At 61.8% G+C, this 21,191-nt stretch carries 20 protein-coding genes; 17 read left to right on the forward strand and 3 right to left on the reverse strand.

Annotated features, from left to right (window positions below):
* Positions 1 to 100: 100 nt before the first annotated feature.
* From HMPREF1219_RS03765 to nuoN, 13 genes are read left to right on the forward strand one after another with little or no spacing between them, the layout of a single operon-like run.
* Complete coding sequence (locus tag HMPREF1219_RS03765; RefSeq protein ID WP_016457691.1) at positions 101 to 670, forward strand: NADH-quinone oxidoreductase subunit B; 570 nt, start codon at positions 101 to 103, stop codon at positions 668 to 670.
* Between the two features lie 50 nt (positions 671 to 720).
* Positions 721 to 1,389: an NADH-quinone oxidoreductase subunit C gene (locus HMPREF1219_RS03770; RefSeq protein ID WP_419762889.1), complete on the forward strand. Its 669-nt coding sequence runs from the start codon at positions 721 to 723 to the stop codon at positions 1,387 to 1,389.
* Positions 1,389 to 2,753: an NADH-quinone oxidoreductase subunit D gene (locus HMPREF1219_RS03775; protein WP_016457693.1), complete on the forward strand. Its 1,365-nt coding sequence runs from the start codon at positions 1,389 to 1,391 to the stop codon at positions 2,751 to 2,753. Before HMPREF1219_RS03770 ends, HMPREF1219_RS03775 begins: the two co-directional genes overlap by 1 nt.
* The gene (gene nuoE, locus HMPREF1219_RS03780; protein WP_016457694.1) at positions 2,750 to 3,502 is read left to right on the forward strand and encodes an NADH-quinone oxidoreductase subunit NuoE; all 753 of its coding nucleotides are present in this window, start codon (positions 2,750 to 2,752) and stop codon (positions 3,500 to 3,502) included. The genes HMPREF1219_RS03775 and nuoE overlap by 4 nt, the downstream gene beginning before the upstream one ends.
* Positions 3,495 to 4,838 carry an NADH-quinone oxidoreductase subunit NuoF gene (nuoF, locus tag HMPREF1219_RS03785; RefSeq protein WP_016457695.1) on the forward strand — a complete coding sequence of 448 codons (1,344 nt, stop codon included), beginning with the start codon at positions 3,495 to 3,497 and terminating at the stop codon, positions 4,836 to 4,838. The genes nuoE and nuoF overlap by 8 nt, the downstream gene beginning before the upstream one ends.
* Positions 4,835 to 7,318 carry an NADH-quinone oxidoreductase subunit NuoG gene (gene nuoG, locus HMPREF1219_RS03790; protein ID WP_016457696.1) on the forward strand — a complete coding sequence of 828 codons (2,484 nt, stop codon included), beginning with the start codon at positions 4,835 to 4,837 and terminating at the stop codon, positions 7,316 to 7,318. Before nuoF ends, nuoG begins: the two co-directional genes overlap by 4 nt.
* A gap of 5 nt (positions 7,319 to 7,323) precedes the next feature.
* Positions 7,324 to 8,664: an NADH-quinone oxidoreductase subunit NuoH gene (nuoH, locus tag HMPREF1219_RS03795; protein ID WP_016457697.1), complete on the forward strand. Its 1,341-nt coding sequence runs from the start codon at positions 7,324 to 7,326 to the stop codon at positions 8,662 to 8,664.
* On the forward strand, positions 8,661 to 9,278 hold the full coding sequence (gene nuoI, locus HMPREF1219_RS03800) for an NADH-quinone oxidoreductase subunit NuoI (RefSeq protein ID WP_016457698.1): 618 nt from the start codon (positions 8,661 to 8,663) through the stop codon (positions 9,276 to 9,278). Before nuoH ends, nuoI begins: the two co-directional genes overlap by 4 nt.
* The gene (locus tag HMPREF1219_RS03805) at positions 9,275 to 10,135 is read left to right on the forward strand and encodes an NADH-quinone oxidoreductase subunit J (RefSeq protein WP_016457699.1); all 861 of its coding nucleotides are present in this window, start codon (positions 9,275 to 9,277) and stop codon (positions 10,133 to 10,135) included. The genes nuoI and HMPREF1219_RS03805 overlap by 4 nt, the downstream gene beginning before the upstream one ends.
* A complete protein-coding gene (gene nuoK, locus HMPREF1219_RS03810; protein ID WP_016457700.1) occupies positions 10,136 to 10,435 on the forward strand; it encodes an NADH-quinone oxidoreductase subunit NuoK in 300 nt (99 codons plus the stop codon).
* A gap of 5 nt (positions 10,436 to 10,440) precedes the next feature.
* A complete protein-coding gene (gene nuoL / locus HMPREF1219_RS03815; protein ID WP_016457701.1) occupies positions 10,441 to 12,369 on the forward strand; it encodes an NADH-quinone oxidoreductase subunit L in 1,929 nt (642 codons plus the stop codon).
* An 11-nt stretch (positions 12,370 to 12,380) separates the two neighbouring features.
* Positions 12,381 to 13,955: an NADH-quinone oxidoreductase subunit M gene (locus tag HMPREF1219_RS03820; protein ID WP_016457702.1), complete on the forward strand. Its 1,575-nt coding sequence runs from the start codon at positions 12,381 to 12,383 to the stop codon at positions 13,953 to 13,955.
* Positions 13,952 to 15,544 carry an NADH-quinone oxidoreductase subunit NuoN gene (gene nuoN, locus HMPREF1219_RS03825; RefSeq protein ID WP_016457703.1) on the forward strand — a complete coding sequence of 531 codons (1,593 nt, stop codon included), beginning with the start codon at positions 13,952 to 13,954 and terminating at the stop codon, positions 15,542 to 15,544. The genes HMPREF1219_RS03820 and nuoN overlap by 4 nt, the downstream gene beginning before the upstream one ends.
* Before the next feature lie 61 nt (positions 15,545 to 15,605).
* On the opposite strand, the gene HMPREF1219_RS03830 is transcribed toward nuoN, so the two are convergent.
* The 3 genes from HMPREF1219_RS03830 to HMPREF1219_RS03840 form a co-directional block, all read right to left on the reverse strand.
* Positions 15,606 to 16,217, reverse strand: coding sequence for a regulatory protein RecX (locus tag HMPREF1219_RS03830; protein WP_016457704.1), 612 nt, complete (start codon positions 16,215 to 16,217; stop codon positions 15,606 to 15,608).
* 114 nt (positions 16,218 to 16,331) lie between these two features.
* Positions 16,332 to 17,492 carry a recombinase RecA gene (gene recA / locus HMPREF1219_RS03835; protein ID WP_016457705.1) on the reverse strand — a complete coding sequence of 387 codons (1,161 nt, stop codon included), beginning with the start codon at positions 17,490 to 17,492 and terminating at the stop codon, positions 16,332 to 16,334.
* Positions 17,493 to 17,987: 495 nt separating this feature from the next.
* Positions 17,988 to 18,200 (reverse strand): DUF3046 domain-containing protein, encoded by a 213-nt coding sequence (locus tag HMPREF1219_RS03840; RefSeq protein ID WP_016457706.1) that lies wholly within the window; start codon positions 18,198 to 18,200, stop codon positions 17,988 to 17,990.
* A 212-nt stretch (positions 18,201 to 18,412) separates the two neighbouring features.
* Between HMPREF1219_RS03840 and HMPREF1219_RS03845 the strand changes: the two genes are divergently transcribed.
* The 4 genes from HMPREF1219_RS03845 to HMPREF1219_RS03860 all read left to right on the forward strand — a co-directional run bounded on the left by HMPREF1219_RS03845 (position 18,413) and on the right by HMPREF1219_RS03860 (position 21,130).
* Positions 18,413 to 18,985, forward strand: a complete 573-nt coding sequence (locus HMPREF1219_RS03845; RefSeq protein ID WP_016457707.1) for a biotin transporter BioY — start codon at positions 18,413 to 18,415, stop codon at positions 18,983 to 18,985.
* Between the two features lie 270 nt (positions 18,986 to 19,255).
* A complete protein-coding gene (locus tag HMPREF1219_RS03850; RefSeq protein ID WP_016457708.1) occupies positions 19,256 to 19,945 on the forward strand; it encodes an energy-coupling factor ABC transporter ATP-binding protein in 690 nt (229 codons plus the stop codon).
* Positions 19,938 to 20,561 (forward strand): energy-coupling factor transporter transmembrane component T family protein, encoded by a 624-nt coding sequence (locus HMPREF1219_RS03855; protein WP_016457709.1) that lies wholly within the window; start codon positions 19,938 to 19,940, stop codon positions 20,559 to 20,561. Before HMPREF1219_RS03850 ends, HMPREF1219_RS03855 begins: the two co-directional genes overlap by 8 nt.
* A gap of 218 nt (positions 20,562 to 20,779) precedes the next feature.
* On the forward strand, positions 20,780 to 21,130 hold the full coding sequence (locus HMPREF1219_RS03860; RefSeq protein ID WP_016457710.1) for a hypothetical protein: 351 nt from the start codon (positions 20,780 to 20,782) through the stop codon (positions 21,128 to 21,130).
* Positions 21,131 to 21,191 lie beyond the last annotated feature (61 nt).

The following is a 21,191-nucleotide window of genomic DNA, read 5'->3' on the forward strand; positions in this document are numbered from 1 at the left end:
AGGTGCGTGTCTCCCCTCACGCACCACACGTACCCAGCAACCCTGGCAACCCCCTATCCCCGCTACCCACGTTAATTAATAAGGAACTGGATTATTCACCATGGGAATTGAAGACAACCTCAAAGGCGGTTATCTCACCACCACAACCGAGTGGCTCTTCGGGCTCACTCGCGAGTGGTCCGTGTGGCCAGCCACCTTCGGCCTCGCGTGTTGCGCGTTCGAGATGATGAGCTTCGCGGGCCCCCGCTATGACTCCTCCCGCTGGGGCCAGGAGGTGTTCCGTGCCTCCCCACGCCAAGCGGACTTGCTCATTGTCTCCGGACGCGTGAGCCAGAAGATGGCCCCTATCCTCCGACGTGTGTACGACCAGATGCCTGACCCCAAGTGGGTCATCGCCATGGGCGCGTGCTCCTCGTCCGGAGGAATTTTTAATAACTACGCCATTGTCCAGGGTGCCGATCACATCGTCCCCGTTGACGTGTACGTTCCCGGCTGCCCGCCACGCCCCGAGATGCTCATCGACGCAACCTTCAAGCTGCGCGCGATCATCGCAAAGCAGACGAAGGTGGGCGAGACGCACACGATCGAGGACGAGCGCCGAAAAGAAGAGGCGGCACTGGCCGGCGAGATCCGGCAGGCTCCCGAGAAGCTAGTGAAGATGAAGAAGTAGAGTGCGACGTGACTGAAACAGATAAGAATCCCCCCGCAGGGGAACAGCAGATTGACGCCCGCGACGGAGACGACGCCCGCGACGGTTCTCACGCTGTCTTTGGCGCTAAGCGCGGCATGTGGGTTGACGGCACCGGAGATGTGTCCGGCTTCTCCAAGATCGTGCGCCTTCCTCCGCGGATCGTTTCCGACGAGAACCCGCAGGACAATCCGATCATAGCACGGCTCACCGAACTGGTTCCTGAGCTTATCGACGCTCCGGTGGTCTCCGGAGGCGACCAGCTTACGGTTTATGTTCCCCGTGAGCTTTTGCTCCGCGTGGCCAGGGCGTTGCGCGACGACGCGCAACTGCGCTACGAAACCTGCTCCTCGGTCTCCGGCGTGCACTACCCGCACGATAAGGACGCCGAGCTCCACGCTGTGTACCACCTGTATTCCTTCACCCACAACCGGCGCATTCGCCTCGAGGCGGTGTGCCCGGTGGACGAACCGCACATCCCGTCCCTCACATCCATCTACCCCGGCGTGAACTTCCACGAACGGGAAACCTGGGACATGTTCGGCATTATCTTCGACGGTCACCCCTGCCTCACCCGCATCCTCATGCCGGATGACTGGTCGGGCCACCCGCAGCGGAAGGACTACAAGCTCGGTGGCATTCCGGTGGAGTTCTCCGATACAGACATCCCATCCGTAGAAAACCGAAGGAGGTACCGCTAGTGACTACCGGATACACCGCTCCCGCGGGTTCGACAGCCCTGTCGCCGGAGCAAGAGTTCTCAGATCCCTCCATCCCGCAGTATCAGGCTGATGGCGGCGACTGGCAGCAGATTGTTGAGGCGCAGCACAAAAACCGTGCGGACCGCATGATTATCAACATGGGTCCCGCCCACCCCTCCACCCACGGCGTGATGCGCCTGTGCCTGGAGATGGACGGAGACATCGTCACCAACTTGCGGCCCGCCATCGGCTACCTTCACACAGGCATCGAGAAGACCGCCGAATACCGGACCTGGACGCAGGGCTCCGCCCTCGTCACACGCATGGATTACGTCGCCCCCATGTTCAACGAGTGCGTCTACTCCATGGCCGTGGAAAAGGCCATGGGAATCACGGACAGAATTCCGCAGCGCGCCCAAATCATCCGCGTGCTGTGCCTGGAGCTCTGCCGCATCGCCAGCCACCTAGTGGCACTGGCCACAGGCGGGAACGAGCTGGGTGGCACGACTCTTCTCACCAACGGTCTGCGCGAACGCGAACACATCCTCGACTTCTTCGAGTGCGTGTCCGGCCTGCGCATGAACCACGCCTACATCCGCCCCGGTGGAGTCGCCGGCGACCTGCCGGAAGACGGCATGCAGATCCTCGATACGTGCCTTGACTGGCTGGAAAAGAGGATGCCGGACTTTTCCAAGATGCTCAACGATAACCCGGTGTTTAAGAAGCGCTTCGTTGACGTTGCCTACCTTGACCTCACCGGATGCATGACGCTGGGAATCACCGGACCACGGTTGCGTGCCGCGGGCCTCAAGTGGGACCTGCGCAAGGCCGAACCGTGCCTGGGCTACGAAACCTACGATTTCGATGTTCCGGTGTGGGACACCTGCGATGCCTACGGCGCCTACCGAGTGCGCCTGGCGGAGATGTTCGAATCGCTGAAGATCGCCCGCCAATGCCGCGACCGTCTCGTTGAGACGGAGGGCCAGCCCTTCATGATTGAAGATCCCAAGATCGCGCGCCCCGCCTACCTCAAGGTGTACAAGGACGGCCAGGGCAACAGCTACGAGCACGTGAAGAACATCATGGGCCAAGACATGGAATCCCTCATCCACCACTTCAAGCTGGTGACCGAGGGATTCAAGGTGCCGGCCGGCCAGGCATACGTGGAGCTGGAATCCCCCAAGGGCATTATCGGCTGCCACGTGGTCTCTGACGGCGGCACCCATCCCTACCGAGTCCACATGCGCGACCCTGCATTCCACGCCATCCAGGCGCTGCCTGCTCTCTGTGAGGGCGGGACGCTCTCGGATGTTGTTGTTGCAATCAGTTCCATCGACCCCGTACTTGGAGGTGTAGACCGGTGACCACCCAGGCGCCTCACCAGCACTTTGAGGCACACTTTGGCGACGACGACCGCGTCGATCTCGCCGATACTAAAACAAAACTCACCGACGCTGATGTCGCTGATCTGAAGGAGCTTGCGGGCCGCTACCCTAACCCCCAGTCCGCACTGCTGCCCATGCTGCACCTCGTGCAGAGCGTGGACGGCAAGGTATCCGGCGAGGGGGTTCGCCACATCGCCGAGATTCTTCACCTCACGGAGGCTCAGGTCGTCGGCGTGGCGACGTTCTATTCGATGTATCACACCCACGAGGTAGGAAAACACCTCGTAGGCGTGTGCACGTCCGCATTGTGCGCAACGATGGGCGGTGACATCATCTACAACGCCGTCCGGCGCCACCTAGGGCTCGACAAAGAGCACTCCCTCGAGGACAAGGACACCACGAGCGATGGGATGTTCACACTCGAGCGCATCGAGTGCAACGCGGCGTGCGACTTCGCCCCCGTCCTCATGCTCAACTGGGAATTCATGGACAACATGACGCCTAAGAAGGCAATCGAGATTCTGGACAAACTGCGCCATGGCACGCCGGTTCACTCGACGCGCGGGCCTGAAATCACAAGTTGGCGCGACAACGAGCGTGTCCTCGCCGGTTTCTACGACGGCCGGGCCGACGATGGCCCCGCCGCCGGCCCAGCCAGCCTCCGCGGCCTGGAGATCGCGGACGGCTACACCTACGACGAGACCGTGGGAGGTGGACACCATGACTAGCCCCGAAAGCACCGGCGGGCTTCCCCACCTCAAGATCACGCCGATCCTCTCCGCCAACTGGGCAGACCCGACCCCGTGGAAGATCGAAAGCTACGAGCGTCGCGGTGGCTACCAGGCACTGCGCAAAGCCCTCGACATGGACCCCAAGGACCTGGTGAGCCTCGTCCTTGACTCCGGCCTGCGTGGCCGTGGTGGTGCCGGGTTCCCCGTCGGCCGAAAGTGGTCTTTCGTCCCCGTGGACAACCCCAAGCCCAAATACCTCGTTGTCAACGGCGATGAATCAGAACCCGGCACGTGTAAGGACATGCCGCTCATGATGGCTACACCGCACACACTGGTAGAGGGCGCGATTATCTCGTGCCTCGCGTTCCATTCCGAGCACGCCTTTATTTACCTACGCGGTGAGGTCGTCCACATCGCCCGCCGCCTCCAGGCAGCCATCCAGGAGGCCTACCGCAAGGGATACGCCGGCGAGAACATCATGGGCTCCGGCAAGACCGTGCACATCCAGGTGCACTCCGGTGCCGGCGCCTACATCTGCGGCGAGGAGACCGCTCTCCTCGATTCGCTCGAGGGCAAGCGCGGCCACCCGAGGCTGCGCCCGCCGTTCCCGGCCGTGGAAGGCCTGTATGCCTCCCCCACAGTGATCAACAATGTTGAGTCCATCTCCTCCGTGCCAGCGATCGTGCGCAACGGCGCCGAGTGGTACACGGCGATCGGCTCCGAGAAATCCAAGGGAGCCACCATTTACTCGCTGTCCGGGCACGTCAAACGTCCCGGGCAGTACGAGGCACCGCTCGGCATCACGCTGCGTGAACTCATCGAGATGGCCGGTGGCATCCGCGACGGTCACCACCTCAAGTACTTCACGCCTGGTGGTTCGTCCACCCAGATCCTCACCCCCGAGCATCTCGACGTGCCGCTCGATTACGAGGCGCTGCGCGCCGCAGGTTCTATGCTCGGGACAAAGGCGCTGCAGATCTTTGACGAGACCACTTCCGTGGTTCGTACAACAACCCGCTTTGTGGAGTTCTACAAACACGAATCGTGCGGCAAGTGCACACCGTGCCGTGAGGGCACGTGGTGGCTGCTGCAGCTCCTCCAGCGCCTGGAACGGGGCGAAGGCAAGCCGGGGGATGTGGACAAGCTCATCTCCATCTGCGATCACATCGGCGGACGCAGCTTCTGCGCGCTTGCCGACGGTGCCGTCGCCTGCGTCACCAGCGCAGTGGCCAACTTCCGCGAGGAGTTCGAGGCCGGCTACACCACGCCGGCATGGGAATTGTTCCCCTACGAAAAGAGCGCCATCTTCTCTGACGAGGAGATGCTGCCATGAGTGACAAGGTTACGGACAAGGAGACCGAAACGGTGGAACAGAACCAACCAGTTGAGACCGTCACCTTAGAAATCGACGGCCAGAAGGTCACCGTCCCCAAGGGCACGGTTGTCATCCGCGCCGCGGAGAAGCTGGGCATCGATGTCCCCCGTTTCTGCGACCACCCCGGTCTCGAGCCCATCGCAGCCTGCCGCCAGTGCATGGTCGATGTCCCCGATGCCGGCAACGGCCGCGGATTCCCCAAACCCCAGGCTTCCTGCTCTCTGCAGGCCGCCGAGGGCATGGTGGTGAAAACCCAGTACACCTCCGACATGGCACGCGAGGCACAACAGGGAATCATGGAGTTTCTCCTGGTTAACCACCCGCTCGATTGCCCCATCTGCGATAAGGGTGGCGAATGCCCGTTGCAGAATCAGGCGATGAGCGCGGGCCAGGGGGCCACCCGATTTGATCTGGAAAAGAGGGAGTTCCCCAAGCCCATCAACCTGGTGTCCGGCGTGCTGCTCGACCGCGAGCGTTGCATCATGTGCACCCGCTGCGTGAGGTTCCAAGAACAGATCGCCGGCGACCCGTGCATTGCCAAGGCAGAGCGTGGCGCAGAGGAACAGATCTTCGCCGATCCGGCTTCCTCCGCCGGCAGCTACTTCATGGGCAACACCGTGCAAATCTGCCCCGTCGGTGCGCTCACTAGCTCCGATTACCGCTTCCAAGCCCGCCCGTTCGATCTCGTCTCCACGGACACCACCTGCGAGCACTGCTCGGTCGGCTGCGCACTCCGCGTTGACCACCGCCACGGCACCATCACCCGCCGACTCGCCGGCGAGGATATGGATGTCAACCAGGAGTGGAGTTGCGATAAGGGACGCTACGGCTACCGGTACGGGCTCAAGGAATTCCGCCTCACTACCCCGCTGGTACGCAGGGACGACCAACTTGTGGAGGCCTCGTGGACCGAGGCCCTCCAGGCCGCGGCCGCGGGACTTGCCGCTGCGGGCTCCACCGCAGTCATCGCGCCCAACGCGACCACGGTGGAGAACCAGGCCGCCTACAAGGCGTTTGCGCAGACGGCGCTGAAGACGCCGTCGGTCGATTTTCGCACCGACTTCGCCACCGACGAGGAGACATCGTTCCTCGCTTCAAGCGTCGCCGGTCACGAGGGCGTAACCTTCGCCGATCTCGATGCCGCGAACAAGGTCGTCCTTGTCGCCTTCGATCCTGAAGACGAGGCTGGCGTGTTCTTCCTGCGGCTTCGCAACGCACACCGCAAACACGGCACGGAGATCGTCGCCGTGTCAAGCCACCTCTCCATTGGCAACGCCAAGCTCGGGGCGCAGCTCGTTACAGCAACGCCGGGGAAGGAGGAAGCAGCTCTCCGCTCCATCGAGGGCATCGATTCCTCCACGGTGCTTCTCATCGGCCAGCGTGCCGCCCGCACACCCGGCCTGCTCACCGCCGCGGCGGAGGTGGCCGACACTACTGGTGCCTGCCTTGCCTGGGTGCCCGCCCACGCTGGCGATCGAGGCGCCGTAGAGGCCGGCATCCTGCCCGCCGAAGGCGGCAAGAATACCGCTGCTATCATCGCTGCGGCAGCTAACGGCGGGGTTGACGGCCTCGTTCTTGGTGAGTGCGACCACCGCGATTACGCGGACCCGCAGGCACTGGTTGCCGCAGCCGATTCCGCCTTCACAGTACAGCTAGCGCATCGCCGCACGCTCCTCACCGAACACGCCGATGTGGTCTTCCCCGTAGCACTCGTAAGCCAGGTGAACGGCCACTTTGTGAACTGGGAGGCACGCTGGCGCGGCGTTCGCTCACTCGCCGGCGTCAAGGTCTCTGCCATGAGCGACAGGAAAGTGCTCACCGCGCTCGGTCGCGCCATGGGAGTAGACCTCGGCCTCCCCAAGAATGCCGACCTTGTGGCGGAGATTCGCAGACAGTCCCCCGCCACCGCCGAGCGGCCTCGCGCCGGCGCCAATGTCAGTGGCTATGGCGAGGACAGTTCCGACAGCTTACGCGAAGGCGAATTCGTGCTCGATACCTGGCCGGAACTCATGGGCGAGTCCGAGGCCCTCGCGGAAACCAACTTTGTGCGTTCCGATCACCGGCGCGGGAAGGCTCGCATCAGCCCCGCTACCGCCGAGAAGCTCGGGATAGCTACCGCGCCTCACCCATGTTGCGGCGGGAACCACGGCGAGAGCTGCGGGGACCACGGCGCAAACGCGGTGCGGATCACGCTGGGAGAGCGGTCGGTGGAGTTGCGCATCGCCGTGTGGCCCACCCTCGCCGACGACGTCGTGTGGGTGCCATCCAATGCCCCGGCAACAGCGGGGCTCCCGCTTCTCCCCCACGGGGTCGCTGGCCCCCGCGTGCGACTCGAGGCCACACGGTTGACCTGCGGTTCGCACGCCGAGGAGAATCCTGGCGCTCCTGCAACGGAGCGAACTGCCCAGCAGCAGGAAAAAGAATCGACTGAAAGGTAACAACCGTGATTGAAAGAGAAATCGGGCTGTGGGATGACCCATGGTGGCTGATTTTGATCAAAGCTATCATATTCTTTGCCCTGCCGTTGCTCATGGCCATCGTCACCGTGTGGTACGAGCGTCGACTCCTCGCCTTCATGCAGAGTCGCCTCGGACCCAACATGGCCGGCCCCATCGGCCTCTTGCAGCCGATGTCCGACGGCGTGAAAACCATCTTCAAAGAAGACTTCATGCCAAGTGGTGTGGACAAGTTCGTGTTCACGCTCGCGCCGTTCATCACCGGCACCGCGGCCTTCTCCATCTGGTCCGTGCTGCCCATCGGCGGCCGGGTGACCATCTTCGGCCATGAGACGCAGCTCCAAAACGGCGACCTCCCCGTCGCCGTGCTGTTCATCCTCGCCATCGCGGGCCTCGGCACCTACGGACTCGTCCTGGCCGGCTGGTCCTCCACCTCGAGGTACTCACTCCTCGGCGGCCTACGCGCGGCCGCGCAGATGATCTCCTACGAGATCTCCATGGGGCTTGCCGTTGTCGCCGTCGTCCTGGTCGCAGGCACGATGAGCACGCTCGGCATCGTGGAGGCGCAGAGCGAAACACTGACGTTGTTCGGCTGGGAATCACCGTTCCCCGCTTGGAACTTCCTCATCCTCATGCCCGCGTTCATGGTCTACTGCGTCACCATGCTGGCGGAGGCCAACCGTGCTCCGTTCGACATGCCGGAATGTGAATCCGAGCTTGTCGGCGGCTACGGCACCGACTACTCAGGCTTCCGCTTCGCAATGTTCTACCTTGGCGAGTACATGAACATGGGCACGCTGAGCGCCATCTGCGCGACGCTGTTCCTCGGTGGTTTCCACGCCCCGTGGCCACTCAACGAGACTGCACTCGATGGCGGCTGGTGGGGATTCCTGTGGTTCGTCATCAAGGTGGCCCTCATGCTGGCCTTCTTCATCTGGGTGCGCGCCACCGTTCCTCGTTACCGGTACGACCAGCTCATGGATGTTGGCTGGAAGACGCTCTTGCCCCTGGCACTCGGCTTCCTCATGGTAGAGGCAATCTACCTCAAGGCACGCCAGCTGTCGGCCCCGGGCTCGTTCCTGCGCGACGATGCCACGCTGCTCGCCATCGTGGCCCTCTACCTCGTCGTCGGCTACGTCGTCCTTGCCGTGCAACGGCAGAATACAGAGCGCAAGCTGTCCACCCCCTACCGTGTGCGCAACATCGCCGAGCTCGATCCCACCATCTTCCCGCTGCCCGAGCTGGACGGCAAGAAGTTCGGATCTGACCACGGTGACTATGACGCGGCCACGCTCACCACAACCGCGCGAAAGAAGGAAATGTCATGAGTATCTTCTCCCGCTGGAGGGGAATGGCGGTCACTTTCGGAGCGATGTTCCGGGAGAAATCCACCGTCAGCTATCCAAAGAAACCTGCTGAGACAAACCCGCGGTTCCACGGCCGGCACCAGCTCAACCGCTGGCCCGATGGCCTAGAAAAGTGCGTGGGTTGCGAGCTGTGCGCCTGGGCGTGCCCCGCCGACGCTATCCGCGTGGAGGCCGCGGCCAACACCGAGGAGGAGCGCTATTCCCCCGGCGAACGCTACGGCAAGGTGTACGAAATCAACTACCTGCGCTGCATCTTCTGCGGCATGTGCATCGAGGCGTGCCCCACACGGGCGCTGACGATGACCAACGATTTCGAGCTCGCCAACGTCTCCCGCGAGGCTCTCATCTACGGCAAGGACAAGCTGCTCGCGCCGCTGGAGGACGGTATGGAACAACCACCGCATCCACGGCGTCTCGCCGACGACGAACGCGGTTACTTCCTCGGTCTTCCCACCTCGCCGGGTGCCGACATCGACGTTGACCCCAGTGAGGATACGGCACCGCAATCGGCTACCGCGGTAGCAGAGAAGACGGAGGCCACCGGCGCGGCTATTCACCAGGAGGGAGCACGATGATACAGTTAGCCGCACACCAGTCTCTCCTGGCAGCCGGCGAGGTTGCCACCGCGTACCAAGGGTTCGGCCTGTTCGGTCAGATCTGTTCGTGGATCCTCGCCGCAGCCATCATCGCCTCCGCAATCGGCATGGTGATGTGTAAGGAACTCATCCACTCGGCGCTGTGCCTGCTGTTTGTCATGGTCGGTGTCGCCGTCGAGTACGCCACGATGGGGGCGCCCTTCGTCTTCGTCGTGCAAATCGTTGTGTACGCGGGCGCTGTCATGGTGATGATGCTCTTCATTGTCATGATGGTGGGCGCCCGAGGCGAAGCCGCCGACGGTGACAACCCCGCCCCCGCCTCGCAGCGAATCGTCAGCGGCATCGCGGCCACCGCCCTCTTCGCGCTCATCGGCATTGCCGTCAACATGAGCCTCACTTCAGGCCCGCAGGGGATGGCGGAGGCCAACGCCGAACACGGTGGAAATATCGCCGGCCTCGGCGTGGAGATCTTCAACAAGTACGTTGTCGCCTTCGAGGTCCTATCGGCGCTGCTCATCGTCGCCGCTGTGGGCGCGATGATCATGATCTTCCGCGTGCGGGCCGTCAAGCGCTCCTCGCAGCGTGAACTGTCCAAGGCCCGCTTCCGCGCCTACAAGGAGCACGGCACCAACGTCGGGCCGCTGGCCGGTTCCGGTGTGTACGCCGATTCCAACGCCATGGATGTCCCCGCGCTGCTGCCCGACGGCTCCGAGCTCAAGGACTCGGTCAACCCCGTCCTGTACGAGCGCGACGAGGTCGATCCCACGAGTGGTTTTGTCAATGCAACCAAGCGCACCTACGCGTCGCTGGATAAGCAAAGCGAAGGTGAGGAGTAAATGTCTACCGGATTTTACGTCGGACTCTCGGCGATCCTGTTCTGCGTCGGTATCTGGGGGTTCCTCTCCCGCCGCAACGCGCTGGCATCGCTCATGTCCATCGAACTGATGCTCAACGCGGCCAACCTCGGCCTCGTGGCGTATGCACGCCACTGGGGTGAGTTGGAGGGTCACGTTGCGGCACTGTTCGTCATCGTGGTGGCCGCCGCCGAAGTGGTGGTCGGTCTTGCCATCGTTGTGTCCATCTACCGTTCGCAGGGCACAGTGATCGTCGACGACGAACGTGCGATGAAAGGTTAGGCCCCGTGAATATCTCGCAATTAGCACAAGCTGCGTCGAGTGCTGCGGTCGCTCAAGCAGACCAAACCACAACGACGCTCGCGTGGCTTATCATCCTGCTCCCGCTCGCGGGAGCGACAATCCTCCTCGTCGGAGGCAAAGTCCTCGATGCCTTCGGGCACTGGATCGCCGTTGCATTGAGCGTCGCCGCCTTCGCGTGCGGTGCCACCCTGTTTACTGACATGCTCGGCCGCCCGGTGGGAGACAGGCCGCTGCACGCCCCACTGTTCCAGTGGATGACGCTGCCGGGGCTGGAGACGGATCTCACGCTCCGCGTCGATCAGCTCTCCATCGTCTTCGTACTGTTGGTCACGGGCGTTGGCTCGCTCATCCACCTGTACTCGGTGGGCTACATGGCCCACGACGAGAAGCGCCGTAAGTTCTTCGCTTACCTCAACTTCTTCATGGCGGCGATGCTCACCCTCGTGTTGGGGGCCAGCTACCTCATCATGTTCATCGGTTGGGAGGGCGTGGGCCTTGCTTCCTACCTCCTCATCGGCTTCTGGGCGCAGCGCCCCTCGGCTGCTGCCGCCGCCAATAAGGCGTTCATCATGAACCGTATGGGCGACGTTGGCATGGTGCTGGGCATCGCGACGATGTTCGCCGCGGTCGGCTCCACCGAGTTCTCCGCTGTCAACGCTGCGGTCCCCACACTGTCAACCGGGGTTGTCACGTTCATGGGGTTCGCTCTCCTTCTGGGTGTGTGCGCAAAGTCCGCCCAGGTTCCGCTTCAGGCTTGGCTTCTCGACGCCATGGAGGGCCCCACCCCAGTGTCCGCCCTCATCCACGCGGCGACGATGGTCACCGCCGGTGTCTACCTCGTCGTCCGCGCGGGCGAAATTTACCAACACTCCCAGGCCGCGTCGCTCGCCGTTGTCATCATCGGTACTGTGACGCTGCTCGTGGGCGCATGGATCGGCTGCGCCAAAGATGACATCAAGAAGGTGCTCGCCGGCTCCACCATGAGCCAGATCGGCTACATGGTGCTCGCCGCCGGCATTGGGCCGGCAGGCTATGCGCTGGCCATCTTCCACCTCGTCACCCACGGCTTCTTCAAAGCCAACATGTTCCTCGGTGCCGGCTCCATCATGCACGGCATGAACGAGTCGGTGAATATGCGCGAGTTCGGTGCCCTGCGCAAGGCGATGCCATGGACGTTCATCACGTTCGCTGCCGGCTACCTGGCCATCATCGGGTTCCCCGGATTCGCCGGCTTCTACTCCAAGGACGCCGTCATTGAGGCGGCCTTTGAGCGGGGCTGGGTGTTCGGTCTCGCCGCCCTCATCGGTGCCGGCGTCACCGCCTTCTACATGACGCGCCTCATGATGATGACGTTCATGGGCGAGAAGCGCTGGCGGGATGATCAGCATCCGCACGAGTCCTCCCCCACCATGGTGACGGCGCTCGTGGTGCTCGGCATCCTGTCGGTCATCGGTGGCCTGGTACTTGCCAATGGCATCGCCACGTGGCTCAACCCGGCCGTCGGTGGCACCGCCCACGATGTCCCGCTCGTCCACCTCACCCCGATGACTCTCATCACCCTGCTCGTGGTGGCGGCCGGTGTGGCACTTGGCTGGTGGATGTTTAGGGATCGGATTCCCACCACTCGCACCAACCCGGGCGTTGCCACCCTCATCGGCGACAACGCGTTCTACGCTGACACCATCAATGACTGGGTCGCTGTCAAGCCCACCCACGTGCTCGCGGAAACCGCAGCGCTCGTCGATTCCGTGGGCATCACCACGGCTGTCGACGACGGCGGCCGCGGGTTCGCGGGGCTAGGGTCCGCCCTGGGTAAGTTGCAAAACGGCCTCGCCCGCACCTACGGCCTCATCATGGTCGTCGGCGCCGTCGTCGTTGCAGCAATCCTCCTCGTTGTGAATCAGATGGCATAGGAGCTGATTAGATGTACATACTCACTACAGCCGCTCTGGTTCCGCTTGTAGCGGCATTGTTCATGACGTTCCTGCGTACCGGCGTCGCACGTGTTGTGGCGTTGGTTGCCAGCCTCGTCCCGCTAGCTCTGGCCATCTACATGGTCATGGGCTTTGATCCCGGTGTCGGGATGCAGTACTCGGTCGAAGTGCCGTGGATTCCCGCGCTGGGGGCGTACTACTCGCTGGGAGTCGACGGCATCGCGCTGGCGATGATCCTCCTCACCGCGATCCTGACCCCCATCGTGGTGCTCTACTCCGGAACGGAACACTACCGCTCCGATCAGATGGGCGAGCACGCATTCCTGGGCTTCACCCTCGCCATCGAGGGCCTGTCCATCTTCGTGTTCAGTTCCACCGACGTGCTGCTGTTCTACCTCTTCTTTGAGGCAACTCTCATCCCGATGTTCTTCCTCATCGGCGGGTTCGGCGGCGAGAACCGTCGGTACGCAGCAATCAAGTTCCTGCTGTACTCGCTGGGCTCCGGTCTGCTCATGCTCGCCGCGATCATCGGCGTGTACGTCCTCGGTGGTGGCTCGTTCCTCCTCACCGATCTGCAGGAGAACGCCTCCTTCGGAGGCGCGGAGAATTGGCTGTTCGCCGGCTTTATGATCGCGTTTATTGTCAAGGCCCCGATGGTTCCGTTCCACACGTGGCTGCCCGACGCCGCGGAGAACACCACCCCCGGTGGCGCCGTCATGATGGTGGCCATCATGGATAAGATCGGCACCTTCGGCATGATCCGCTTCGCCATGTGTCTCTTCCCCGGTGCGACGTACCAGTTCAGGGATGTCATGGTGTGGCTTGCCGTGCTCTCCATCATCTGGGGTGCTCTAGCTGCGTTGGCGCAGACAAACCTCATGCGGTTTGTCGCCTACACCTCGGTGTCGCACTTTGGCTTCATCGTGCTGGGCATCTTCACCATCAACGAGACCGGCACCGCCGCTGCCTCGCTGTACATGTTCAACCACGGCCTGTCCACAGCCATGCTGTTCCTCGTCGTGGGGTACATGATTAAGCGCCGCGGCAGCGCCGATATCCACGCCTTCGGTGGCGTGCAAAAGGTGGCCCCACTTTTGGGTGGTTACCTGCTCATCGCTCTCCTGTCCGCCGTCGCGCTTCCGGGGCTTGCCCCGTTCGTCTCCGAATTCGGTGTCATCGCCGGAACGTTCAACGGCGCTCCGGTGGCTGCCGGCATCGCGGCCATCGCCATGGTGCTCGCGGCCTGCTACATCATGCGCGTGTACAAGACCACGATGACGGGCGAGCCCGGCGACGATGTCATCCGCACGATGCCGGACCTCACCCACCCGGAGAGGTGGGTGCTAGCACCGCTCATCGTCTTGCTGTTCGTCTTCGGTGTGTACCCGGAGCCGCTGACCACCATGGTTAACCCGGCGGCGCAAAACACCGTCAACTACCTTCATGACAACGGTGTTCCACCGGTGGGTTCAAACTACTACTTCGTCGTCGGCGGTGCCGATGACGAGGAGGAGGGCAGCCCCTTGCAAGCTGATCTTTCTAGTGAAGGAGGTGCGGTCAAATGACGGCGCTTACTGCTGTGGCCTATGACGTGACCGCAGTTGCTCAATCGAGTAACCGTTACGGCAGCCCAGAGGTGATGGAAGCACCAGATTTGAACTACCAGATCCTCGTTCCCCTACTCGTGCTTTTCGCAGGCGCGTGTCTGGCTGTCCTCTTCGAGGCGATGGTCAAGGGAACCCAGCGCACCGTGGTACAGGTGTTCACCGTTGGTGCCACGCTGTGTGTGGCCTTGGGCGTTCTGGCGTACAACTTCACCCACGACCGGTTCGGTACCTACGGTGGTGGCCTGCTCATCGCGGATAAACCCGCATACATCATGCAGGCGCTACTCATCGTGTTCACGCTGGGAGCGATGTTCCTCTTTGCCACGCACACCGCAAAGCCCGCGCGCGAGGCGCTGGGTGAAAACCGGCAGCTGGAAAGCGAGATCCACGCTCTGGCGCTGTTCTCGCTGTTCGGCATGACGATGTTCGTGGCATCGTCTAACCTGCTCATGCTGTTCATCGCCCTCGAGGTGCTGTCGCTCCCCCTGTACGTGCTGTGCAGCCTCGATCGTTACCGCCCCAACCGTAGCCAGGAAGCCTCGCTCAAGTACTTCCTCCTCGGCGTGGTGGCAGCGGCACTCATGCTGTACGGCATCGTGCTCGTGTTCGGCGCCACGGGAAGCTTTGATTACACCACCATCGCCCACGTAGCGGAGATGGGCACCGAGGCAAACTTCTTGCTCGGCTTCCTGTTCATCGTCGCCGGCTTGCTGTTCAAGATCGGCGCAGTTCCGTTCCACTCCTGGGTACCCGATGTGTACCAGGGTGCCCCCACCCCCGTCACCGCTTTCATGGCTATTGCTACCAAGCTGGCGGCTTTCGGGGCACTAGGTCGCCTGTTCACGCTCATCGTGCCGATGAACGATGAGTACACGTGGCAACTGGTCATCGCGATCACCGCCGCGGTGTCCATGGCCTACGGCGCCATCGTCGCCATCGCGCAACGCGACGTCAAACGCCTTATCGCGTACTCCTCCATTGGCCACGCGGGATTCATTCTCGCGGCCTTTGTGGGGGCACCTGGCGGTGCGTTCCAAGTAGCTGGGCTGCAGATCACCGCGATGTCCGCCGCGATCATCTACCTGCTTGCCTACGGGCTCGCCACCATCGGCGCGTTCGCCGTTGTGACGCTCGTGCGCGACAAGGACGGAAAAGAGGCGACGGACTTCAGCTCGTGGGCCGGTGTCGGCCGGGCACATCCCGCGATTGGTGCCGCGTTTGTCATCTACTTCCTCAGCTTCGCGGGTATCCCGCTGACAGGTGGGTTCATCGGTAAGCTGTCAGCATTCGCGGTTCCGTGGCTCGCCGGTCACTCGTGGCTGGTGGTTGTGGCGCTCCTCCTGTCCGCCGTTGCTGCATACGCGTACTTCAGGTTCCTCACCATCATGTTCTTCGAACCGGTGAAGGACACCACACGCGTGCGCTCCGCGTCGGGCTCCGTGGGCGTCATTATCGCCATCACGGCGATCCTCACCATCGTCATGGGCGTGCTGCCCACATGGGTGATTTCGCTCGTTGGTGATGCCGGCGTATTCCTCGCAGGCTAATATCCGTACACACGCAACAACGCCTTCCCCGCCAACAGCGGCCGGGAAGGCGTTTTGTTATCTACAGCTCCTCGTAGCGGCGCGCCGCTACTTCTTTGGCAATACTTATGCACAGCCCCTGCGGGAAGCCGCGCCGAGCGGCCACCCCCACGAGTCTACGGAGATTCCGGTCACGCCCCTTGCAGTCGGTGGGCACCTCCTTAATGCTCCGCGCCTTCTTCTCGATGAGCGCGCGGACCATGGACTCCTCGTCATCCTCACTGATCTGCTCGAGTGCCGCCGCGCGGAGCTCCGGGGAGATCCCCTTTCGCTCCAGCTCACGATCGAGCATCGCGGATGATTTACCACGGCGGGCATGCCGGACGCGAACCCACTCTCGAGCAAACACAGCGTCGTCGACAAGCCCATCGCGGGCCAGCTCCCGAACCACCTCCTCCACCACGGGGCGGGGAAACTCGGCCTTGACCAGGCGGTCGGTGAGCTCGTGGGCGGACCTCATCCGAGCGTCGAGAAGCCGCAGCGCACGCTCACGGACGGGGGCCTTCGCCTTTTCAGAGGTGTCGTCGAACAGTAGCGACTCATCCGACGCCTCGAACTCCGAAATTGCGCGGGCGAGAAGCTCAATCTTTTCTTCCTTACTCACCGAATACGGGTCGCGGTGCGTTTTGCTCACGAAAAATCCTCGTTTTCTTACCGTGGGTTGCTGGTGTTCGTCTACACAGGCGCAAAGAACCGCCCGCGCACGAGCCGAGGCTGCGATGCGGGGCGGATCAGTGCGGGATGGGGCTTACTCGTCGGCCGAGGAGTCCTCATCGTCGAAGGAGAAATCGTCATCCATATCGACGCTCGGGACAACATCAACGAGGTCATCGGTGAGCTCGTCGGCGTCGGCGTCGTCCTCAACCTGGGAGTACTTGCCCACCTTGAGCTTCTTGAAGATCTTATCCTCAATCTCGTCGGCGATCTCGGGGTTGGACTTGAGGTATTGGCGCGACTTTTCCTTGCCTTGGCCCAACTGGTCACCCTCGTAAGTAAACCAGGAGCCCGACTTCATCACGATCCCGTTCTCCACACCGAGATCGATGATGGAGGATTCGCGCGAGATTCCCTCGCCGAACATGATGTCGAACTCAGCAACCTTAAACGGCGGCGACACCTTATTCTTCACAACCTTGAGCTTTGTCCGGTTACCGATCGCCTCGGCGCCGTCCTTGAGGGTTTGAATCCTGCGGATGTCACAGCGCACGGAGGCGTAGAACTTCAGCGCCTTACCGCCTGTGGTGGTCTCCGGGGAGCCGAACATCACGCCGATCTTCTCACGCAGCTGGTTGATGAAGATGGCGGTAGTGCCGGATTGGTACAGGGCACCCGTCATCTTGCGCAGCGCCTGGCTCATGAGGCGGGCCTGCAGGCCGACGTGTGAATCACCCATGTCACCCTCAATTTCCGCCTTCGGCGTCAACGCGGCCACGGAGTCGATCACCACCATGTCGATGGCACCGGAACGGATCAGCATATCGGCGATCTCGAGGGCCTGCTCGCCGGTGTCCGGCTGCGATACGAGCAGCTGATCGGTGTCCACGCCGAGCTTGCGGGCGTACTCCGGGTCGAGCGCGTGCTCGGCATCGATGAAGGCGGCGATGCCACCCTCCTTTTGCGCGGAGGCAATGGCGTGCAGGGCTACGGTCGTCTTACCGGAGGATTCCGGGCCGTAAATCTCCACGATGCGCCCGCGGGGGAACCCGCCAATGCCGAGTGCCACGTCGATAGCGGTGTTACCGGAGGAGATAGCGGCGATGGGCGGGTGCTTCTCATCCCCCAGGCGCATGATCGAGCCCTTGCCAAAGTCTTTCTCAATTTTCTTCAGCGCGGCATCCAAGGCCTTTTCGCGGTCACTGCCACTCGACTTGGTCACCGGCTTCTTCGATGTCGTTGTTTTCCTTGCCATGTCTTCCTATTCCTTCGCTATCACATTGCCTACTTAATGTATTTAACGTTGGCCGTACGGCTCACGGTGGCCCGCCCGCGGGGTGTTGTTCCACCCTCAGCAAGCACCACCGTGGTTGATCGCACCCACTGCGAGGAGAAAAGCTCCCTCTAACAGTTAGACGTAATCAACCACCGCTTTGGATCCCTAGAAAGCGAAAAAAGTGAAAAGAATTTTTTCCACCTGCGCTTTCTTCCGCACCCGGGGGTACGGGGACCAGAGGTTCCGCTTGGCCCGCAGCCATGTACATACAATACGAGCACCGCGTTATCTCCAACCACTATACCTGCACATCTGTTCGAACGCGCGCATATGGGGTGAGGGTGTCGTACCGCACGCGCACGCGCCCGAAGCTCTCCGCCTCCAAGCCCCAAAATCACCGCCGAGCAGCTTCTCACCTGCACGTTGATGCCGCCACCTCAGCACCGTGAGGCACATTCCTGGGGTGACAGTTATCTAGGTGAGGCCTTTTGGCCCGAACCGGCGACTTTCTGGCACTTCGAAATCGTCACACAGGCCCTCCCAGATCGCCTTTACGTCCGTTTCTGTGTCCAGCAGGTGTGCCGCCGTATCCCCGAGACCGGAGATCTCATGGTGATCGACGATGTAATCGCCGCGAGATTCGCCAAACTCGTGGTGAACAAGCTCGTAGAAATGATTGAGACGCATACGGTTATCCTACAGGCGGAGCCTTCTCCTCCCCGCCGGCAACCACTAAAGGCCGACTCGTCGCCATCCCCTCCCCTGCGGCCACGCCACGGGACAGGCACTACGCGCCGTGAACAGCTGGACATGTCTCTTGAGCGGAGGGTGCGTCAGCCTCCCCCATCGCACGCCTTCCGCTTTCTTAAACACCCGTCAATTGCTAAAGTAATTGAACCGTGAACAATAAAACAGCTTTTGACGTACGCGACCTCGGCTACATCGCCGTTTTCGCAGCCCTCATTTCCGTCCTCGCCTTCATTTCCATTCCCGTTGGCGTCCTCGGCGTGCCCATCGTTCTCCAGAACACCGCGGTCATTTTGGCCGGCCTCGTTCTCGGCCCTAAGCGTGGCACGCTCTCGGTGATCCTCTGGCTCGCCATCGGACTCGTCCTCCCCGTCCTTTCCGGCAAGACCCTGCTCACCGCCATCGTTGGCCCAACGATCGGCTACCTGGTGGGCTACGTCATCGCCACGGCGCTAGCAGGCTTCATCGCCTACCGCGCACCCCGCAAGCGCACCCCGCTCATCGTGTACATGCTCATCGCCGGCGTTCTGGGTCTGCTCATCGAATACGGCGCCGGCATCGTCGGCCTCGTCTTCCGTGCAGGGCTGGATTGGGGTAAGGCCTTTACCTCTCAGCTCGTGTTCATCCCGACCGACCTGCTGGAGATTATCTTCTGGGTGGCCATCGCTGTGGCAGTCCACATGGCATTCCCCAACCTCCGCCCCCAGAAAATGATCACGGCGTAAACAACCCTCACCCCACATCAGCCCGGCCACGCCTCCGCGTGGCCGAAGTTCTTCAATGAGCGCGGAAAACGTCGGTTAACGCAGGTCTCCACCGCAGCGGGGACGAGGTGATTCACCCCCACACTCGGCGGTTTGCTCACCCCCAATGCATGTGGGTGCCCCGTTAGTTGCAGTTCCCCCTTGTCCATTACACTTTCGTCTCACGCCTTGCGGCGAGTCCAACCACTCGCTGCTAGGTCCCATCGCTACAGAAACGGATAGATTGTCACGGTGTCACACATTGCCTTTACGGATGTTGAGGTCCGCTATGAAAACCGCGTGGTGTTGCGCCCCCTATCGTGCGAGATAACGCAAGATAGGGTGGGCATCATCGGCGCCAACGGTTCCGGGAAATCGACGTTTCTCCGCCTCATCAATGGCCTCGGCACCCCCACCGCAGGGACCGTAAGCGTCGATGACCTTTCCGTGGCAGAGCACGGAAAACAGGTGCGCAAGAAGGTCGGGTTCATGTTTTCCGACGCTGAGAACCAGATCATCATGCCCACTGTGAGGGAAGATATCGGATTCTCGCTCAAGCGGTTCAAACTGTCCTCAGACGAGCGCGAGCGCCGGGCGATGGAGATGCTCGGACGGTTCAGTCTGGCTGAGCACGCCGACGATTCCCCGTACACGCTCTCCGGGGGCCAAAAGCAGCTCCTCGCACTCGCCTCCATCCTCATCATGGAGCCCTCTGTCATCCTCCTCGACGAGCCGACGACTCTGCTCGACCTGCGCAATCGCGTGCGGATCAGGGAGGAGCTCACCAAGCTCGACCAACAGATCATCGTGGCCACCCACGATCTTGAGCTACTCAAGGGATTCGACCGTGTCCTTTACATCGCTGACGGTTCCATCCGCGCCGACGGCGACCCCGCGGAGGTCATCCATCAGTACGTCACGGAGATGACCCACAGTGAATAATGTCTCCCGTTTTATCCCCTTAGCCCTGTACGTGCCGGGAAATTCCCCCCTGCATCGGCTCCCCGCAGGATCAAAGCTCGTCATTCTCCTCATCTTCGTTATCACCTCGGCGATTCTGTCGTCGCGGCCCTGGCATGCCCTGGTGTGGCTGCTGTTCCCTCTCGCAGGCTACGTCATCGCACGGATCCCCCTCAAGATCGCGCTGTCTCAAATCCTCACCCCACTCCCCATTGTCCTGTTCTTCAGCACCTTCACCTGGTGGCAACGGGGCCTGCCGGCAGCAATCACGCTCGCTCTCACCTTCATTTCTGCCATCGCCGCCGCCGCACTGTTCACCCTCACCACGACGATTGAGGAGCTTCTCGACGCCCTGGAGCGCTGGCTCCGTCCACTGTCACGGTTTGGTGTCAACGCCGACATGGTAGCCCTTGCGATATCGCTGACGATTCGGTTGATCCCGCTCATCGCCATGAGTGCCGTCCAGGTTCTCCAGGCTCGGAAGGCCCGTGGTGCCGATCATTCCCTCTTGGCTTTTGGAATCCCGTTTCTCATTTCCGCCATTCGGCGCTCCCAGGCCGTCGGTGATGCTCTCGTGGCGCGCGGGGTGGGTGACTAGGCGGACCGTCGGTTGCCTCAATCGCATTGATACCGCTCCCCATTCACCGTGCACGCCCAACTCTTGAGCACTTACCACCGAACAATGTTCACCCGCGAACGTTTTTCACCCCCCTTACGGGGCTAATTTCTTAGGGGTTATTCAACCTAACGGGAGAATCACGGCATTTTCTCAGGCAATCTTTGACAACTGCCACATTGTGGGGGAGAATTACAGATATGAAAGAGAACCGCACCCGGCTGAGCGCACTAGCCCTGAGTGGCGCGCTCCTTACTGGTGCGCTACTTCCTGTCGCACCTGCGCAAGCAGCCCCTAACGCCTCCGGATCGTCCGATTCTGAGGTGATTGATTGCCAGGCCATCTACGCCGATAGGAACTCTCGCCCGAAGACCGGTTTCCTCACGGATTCCAGCATCATCGATTTCTTCTTCGGCCTCACCACCAAGGGCTACTCCACGGACGAGAACGGCTGTGCAGTACCAAAGAGTGATGTGAAATTATCCATTATTACCCCCGTGCTAGCCATCCTCGGTTTTGCCAACTGGCTCAAGAAGAAAGAAGTCATCTAACAAACCTGTACACCCTGGTTGAACTAAAGTTCAACCAGGTTTTTTGGTTCAACCAGGTTTT

The sequence above is a fragment of the Corynebacterium pyruviciproducens ATCC BAA-1742 genome (assembly GCF_000411375.1).
In the GTDB taxonomy this organism is placed as follows: domain Bacteria; phylum Actinomycetota; class Actinomycetes; order Mycobacteriales; family Mycobacteriaceae; genus Corynebacterium; species Corynebacterium pyruviciproducens.

Bases quoted from the DNA above. Each gene is read 5' to 3' on its own strand.
- HMPREF1219_RS03765 (WP_016457691.1), top strand. From the start codon at position 101: ATGGGAATTGAAGACAACCTCAAAGGCGGTTATCTCACCACCACAACC.
- nuoF (WP_016457695.1), top strand. From the start codon at position 3,495: ATGACTAGCCCCGAAAGCACCGGCGGGCTTCCCCACCTCAAGATCACG.
- nuoG (WP_016457696.1), top strand. From the start codon at position 4,835: ATGAGTGACAAGGTTACGGACAAGGAGACCGAAACGGTGGAACAGAAC.
- nuoI (WP_016457698.1), top strand. From the start codon at position 8,661: ATGAGTATCTTCTCCCGCTGGAGGGGAATGGCGGTCACTTTCGGAGCG.
- HMPREF1219_RS03805 (WP_016457699.1), top strand. From the start codon at position 9,275: ATGATACAGTTAGCCGCACACCAGTCTCTCCTGGCAGCCGGCGAGGTT.
- nuoK (WP_016457700.1), top strand. From the start codon at position 10,136: ATGTCTACCGGATTTTACGTCGGACTCTCGGCGATCCTGTTCTGCGTC.
- HMPREF1219_RS03820 (WP_016457702.1), top strand. From the start codon at position 12,381: ATGTACATACTCACTACAGCCGCTCTGGTTCCGCTTGTAGCGGCATTG.
- nuoN (WP_016457703.1), top strand. From the start codon at position 13,952: ATGACGGCGCTTACTGCTGTGGCCTATGACGTGACCGCAGTTGCTCAA.
- recA (WP_016457705.1), bottom strand. From the start codon at position 17,492: ATGGCAAGGAAAACAACGACATCGAAGAAGCCGGTGACCAAGTCGAGT.
- HMPREF1219_RS03840 (WP_016457706.1), bottom strand. From the start codon at position 18,200: ATGCGTCTCAATCATTTCTACGAGCTTGTTCACCACGAGTTTGGCGAA.
- HMPREF1219_RS03860 (WP_016457710.1), top strand. From the start codon at position 20,780: ATGAAAGAGAACCGCACCCGGCTGAGCGCACTAGCCCTGAGTGGCGCG.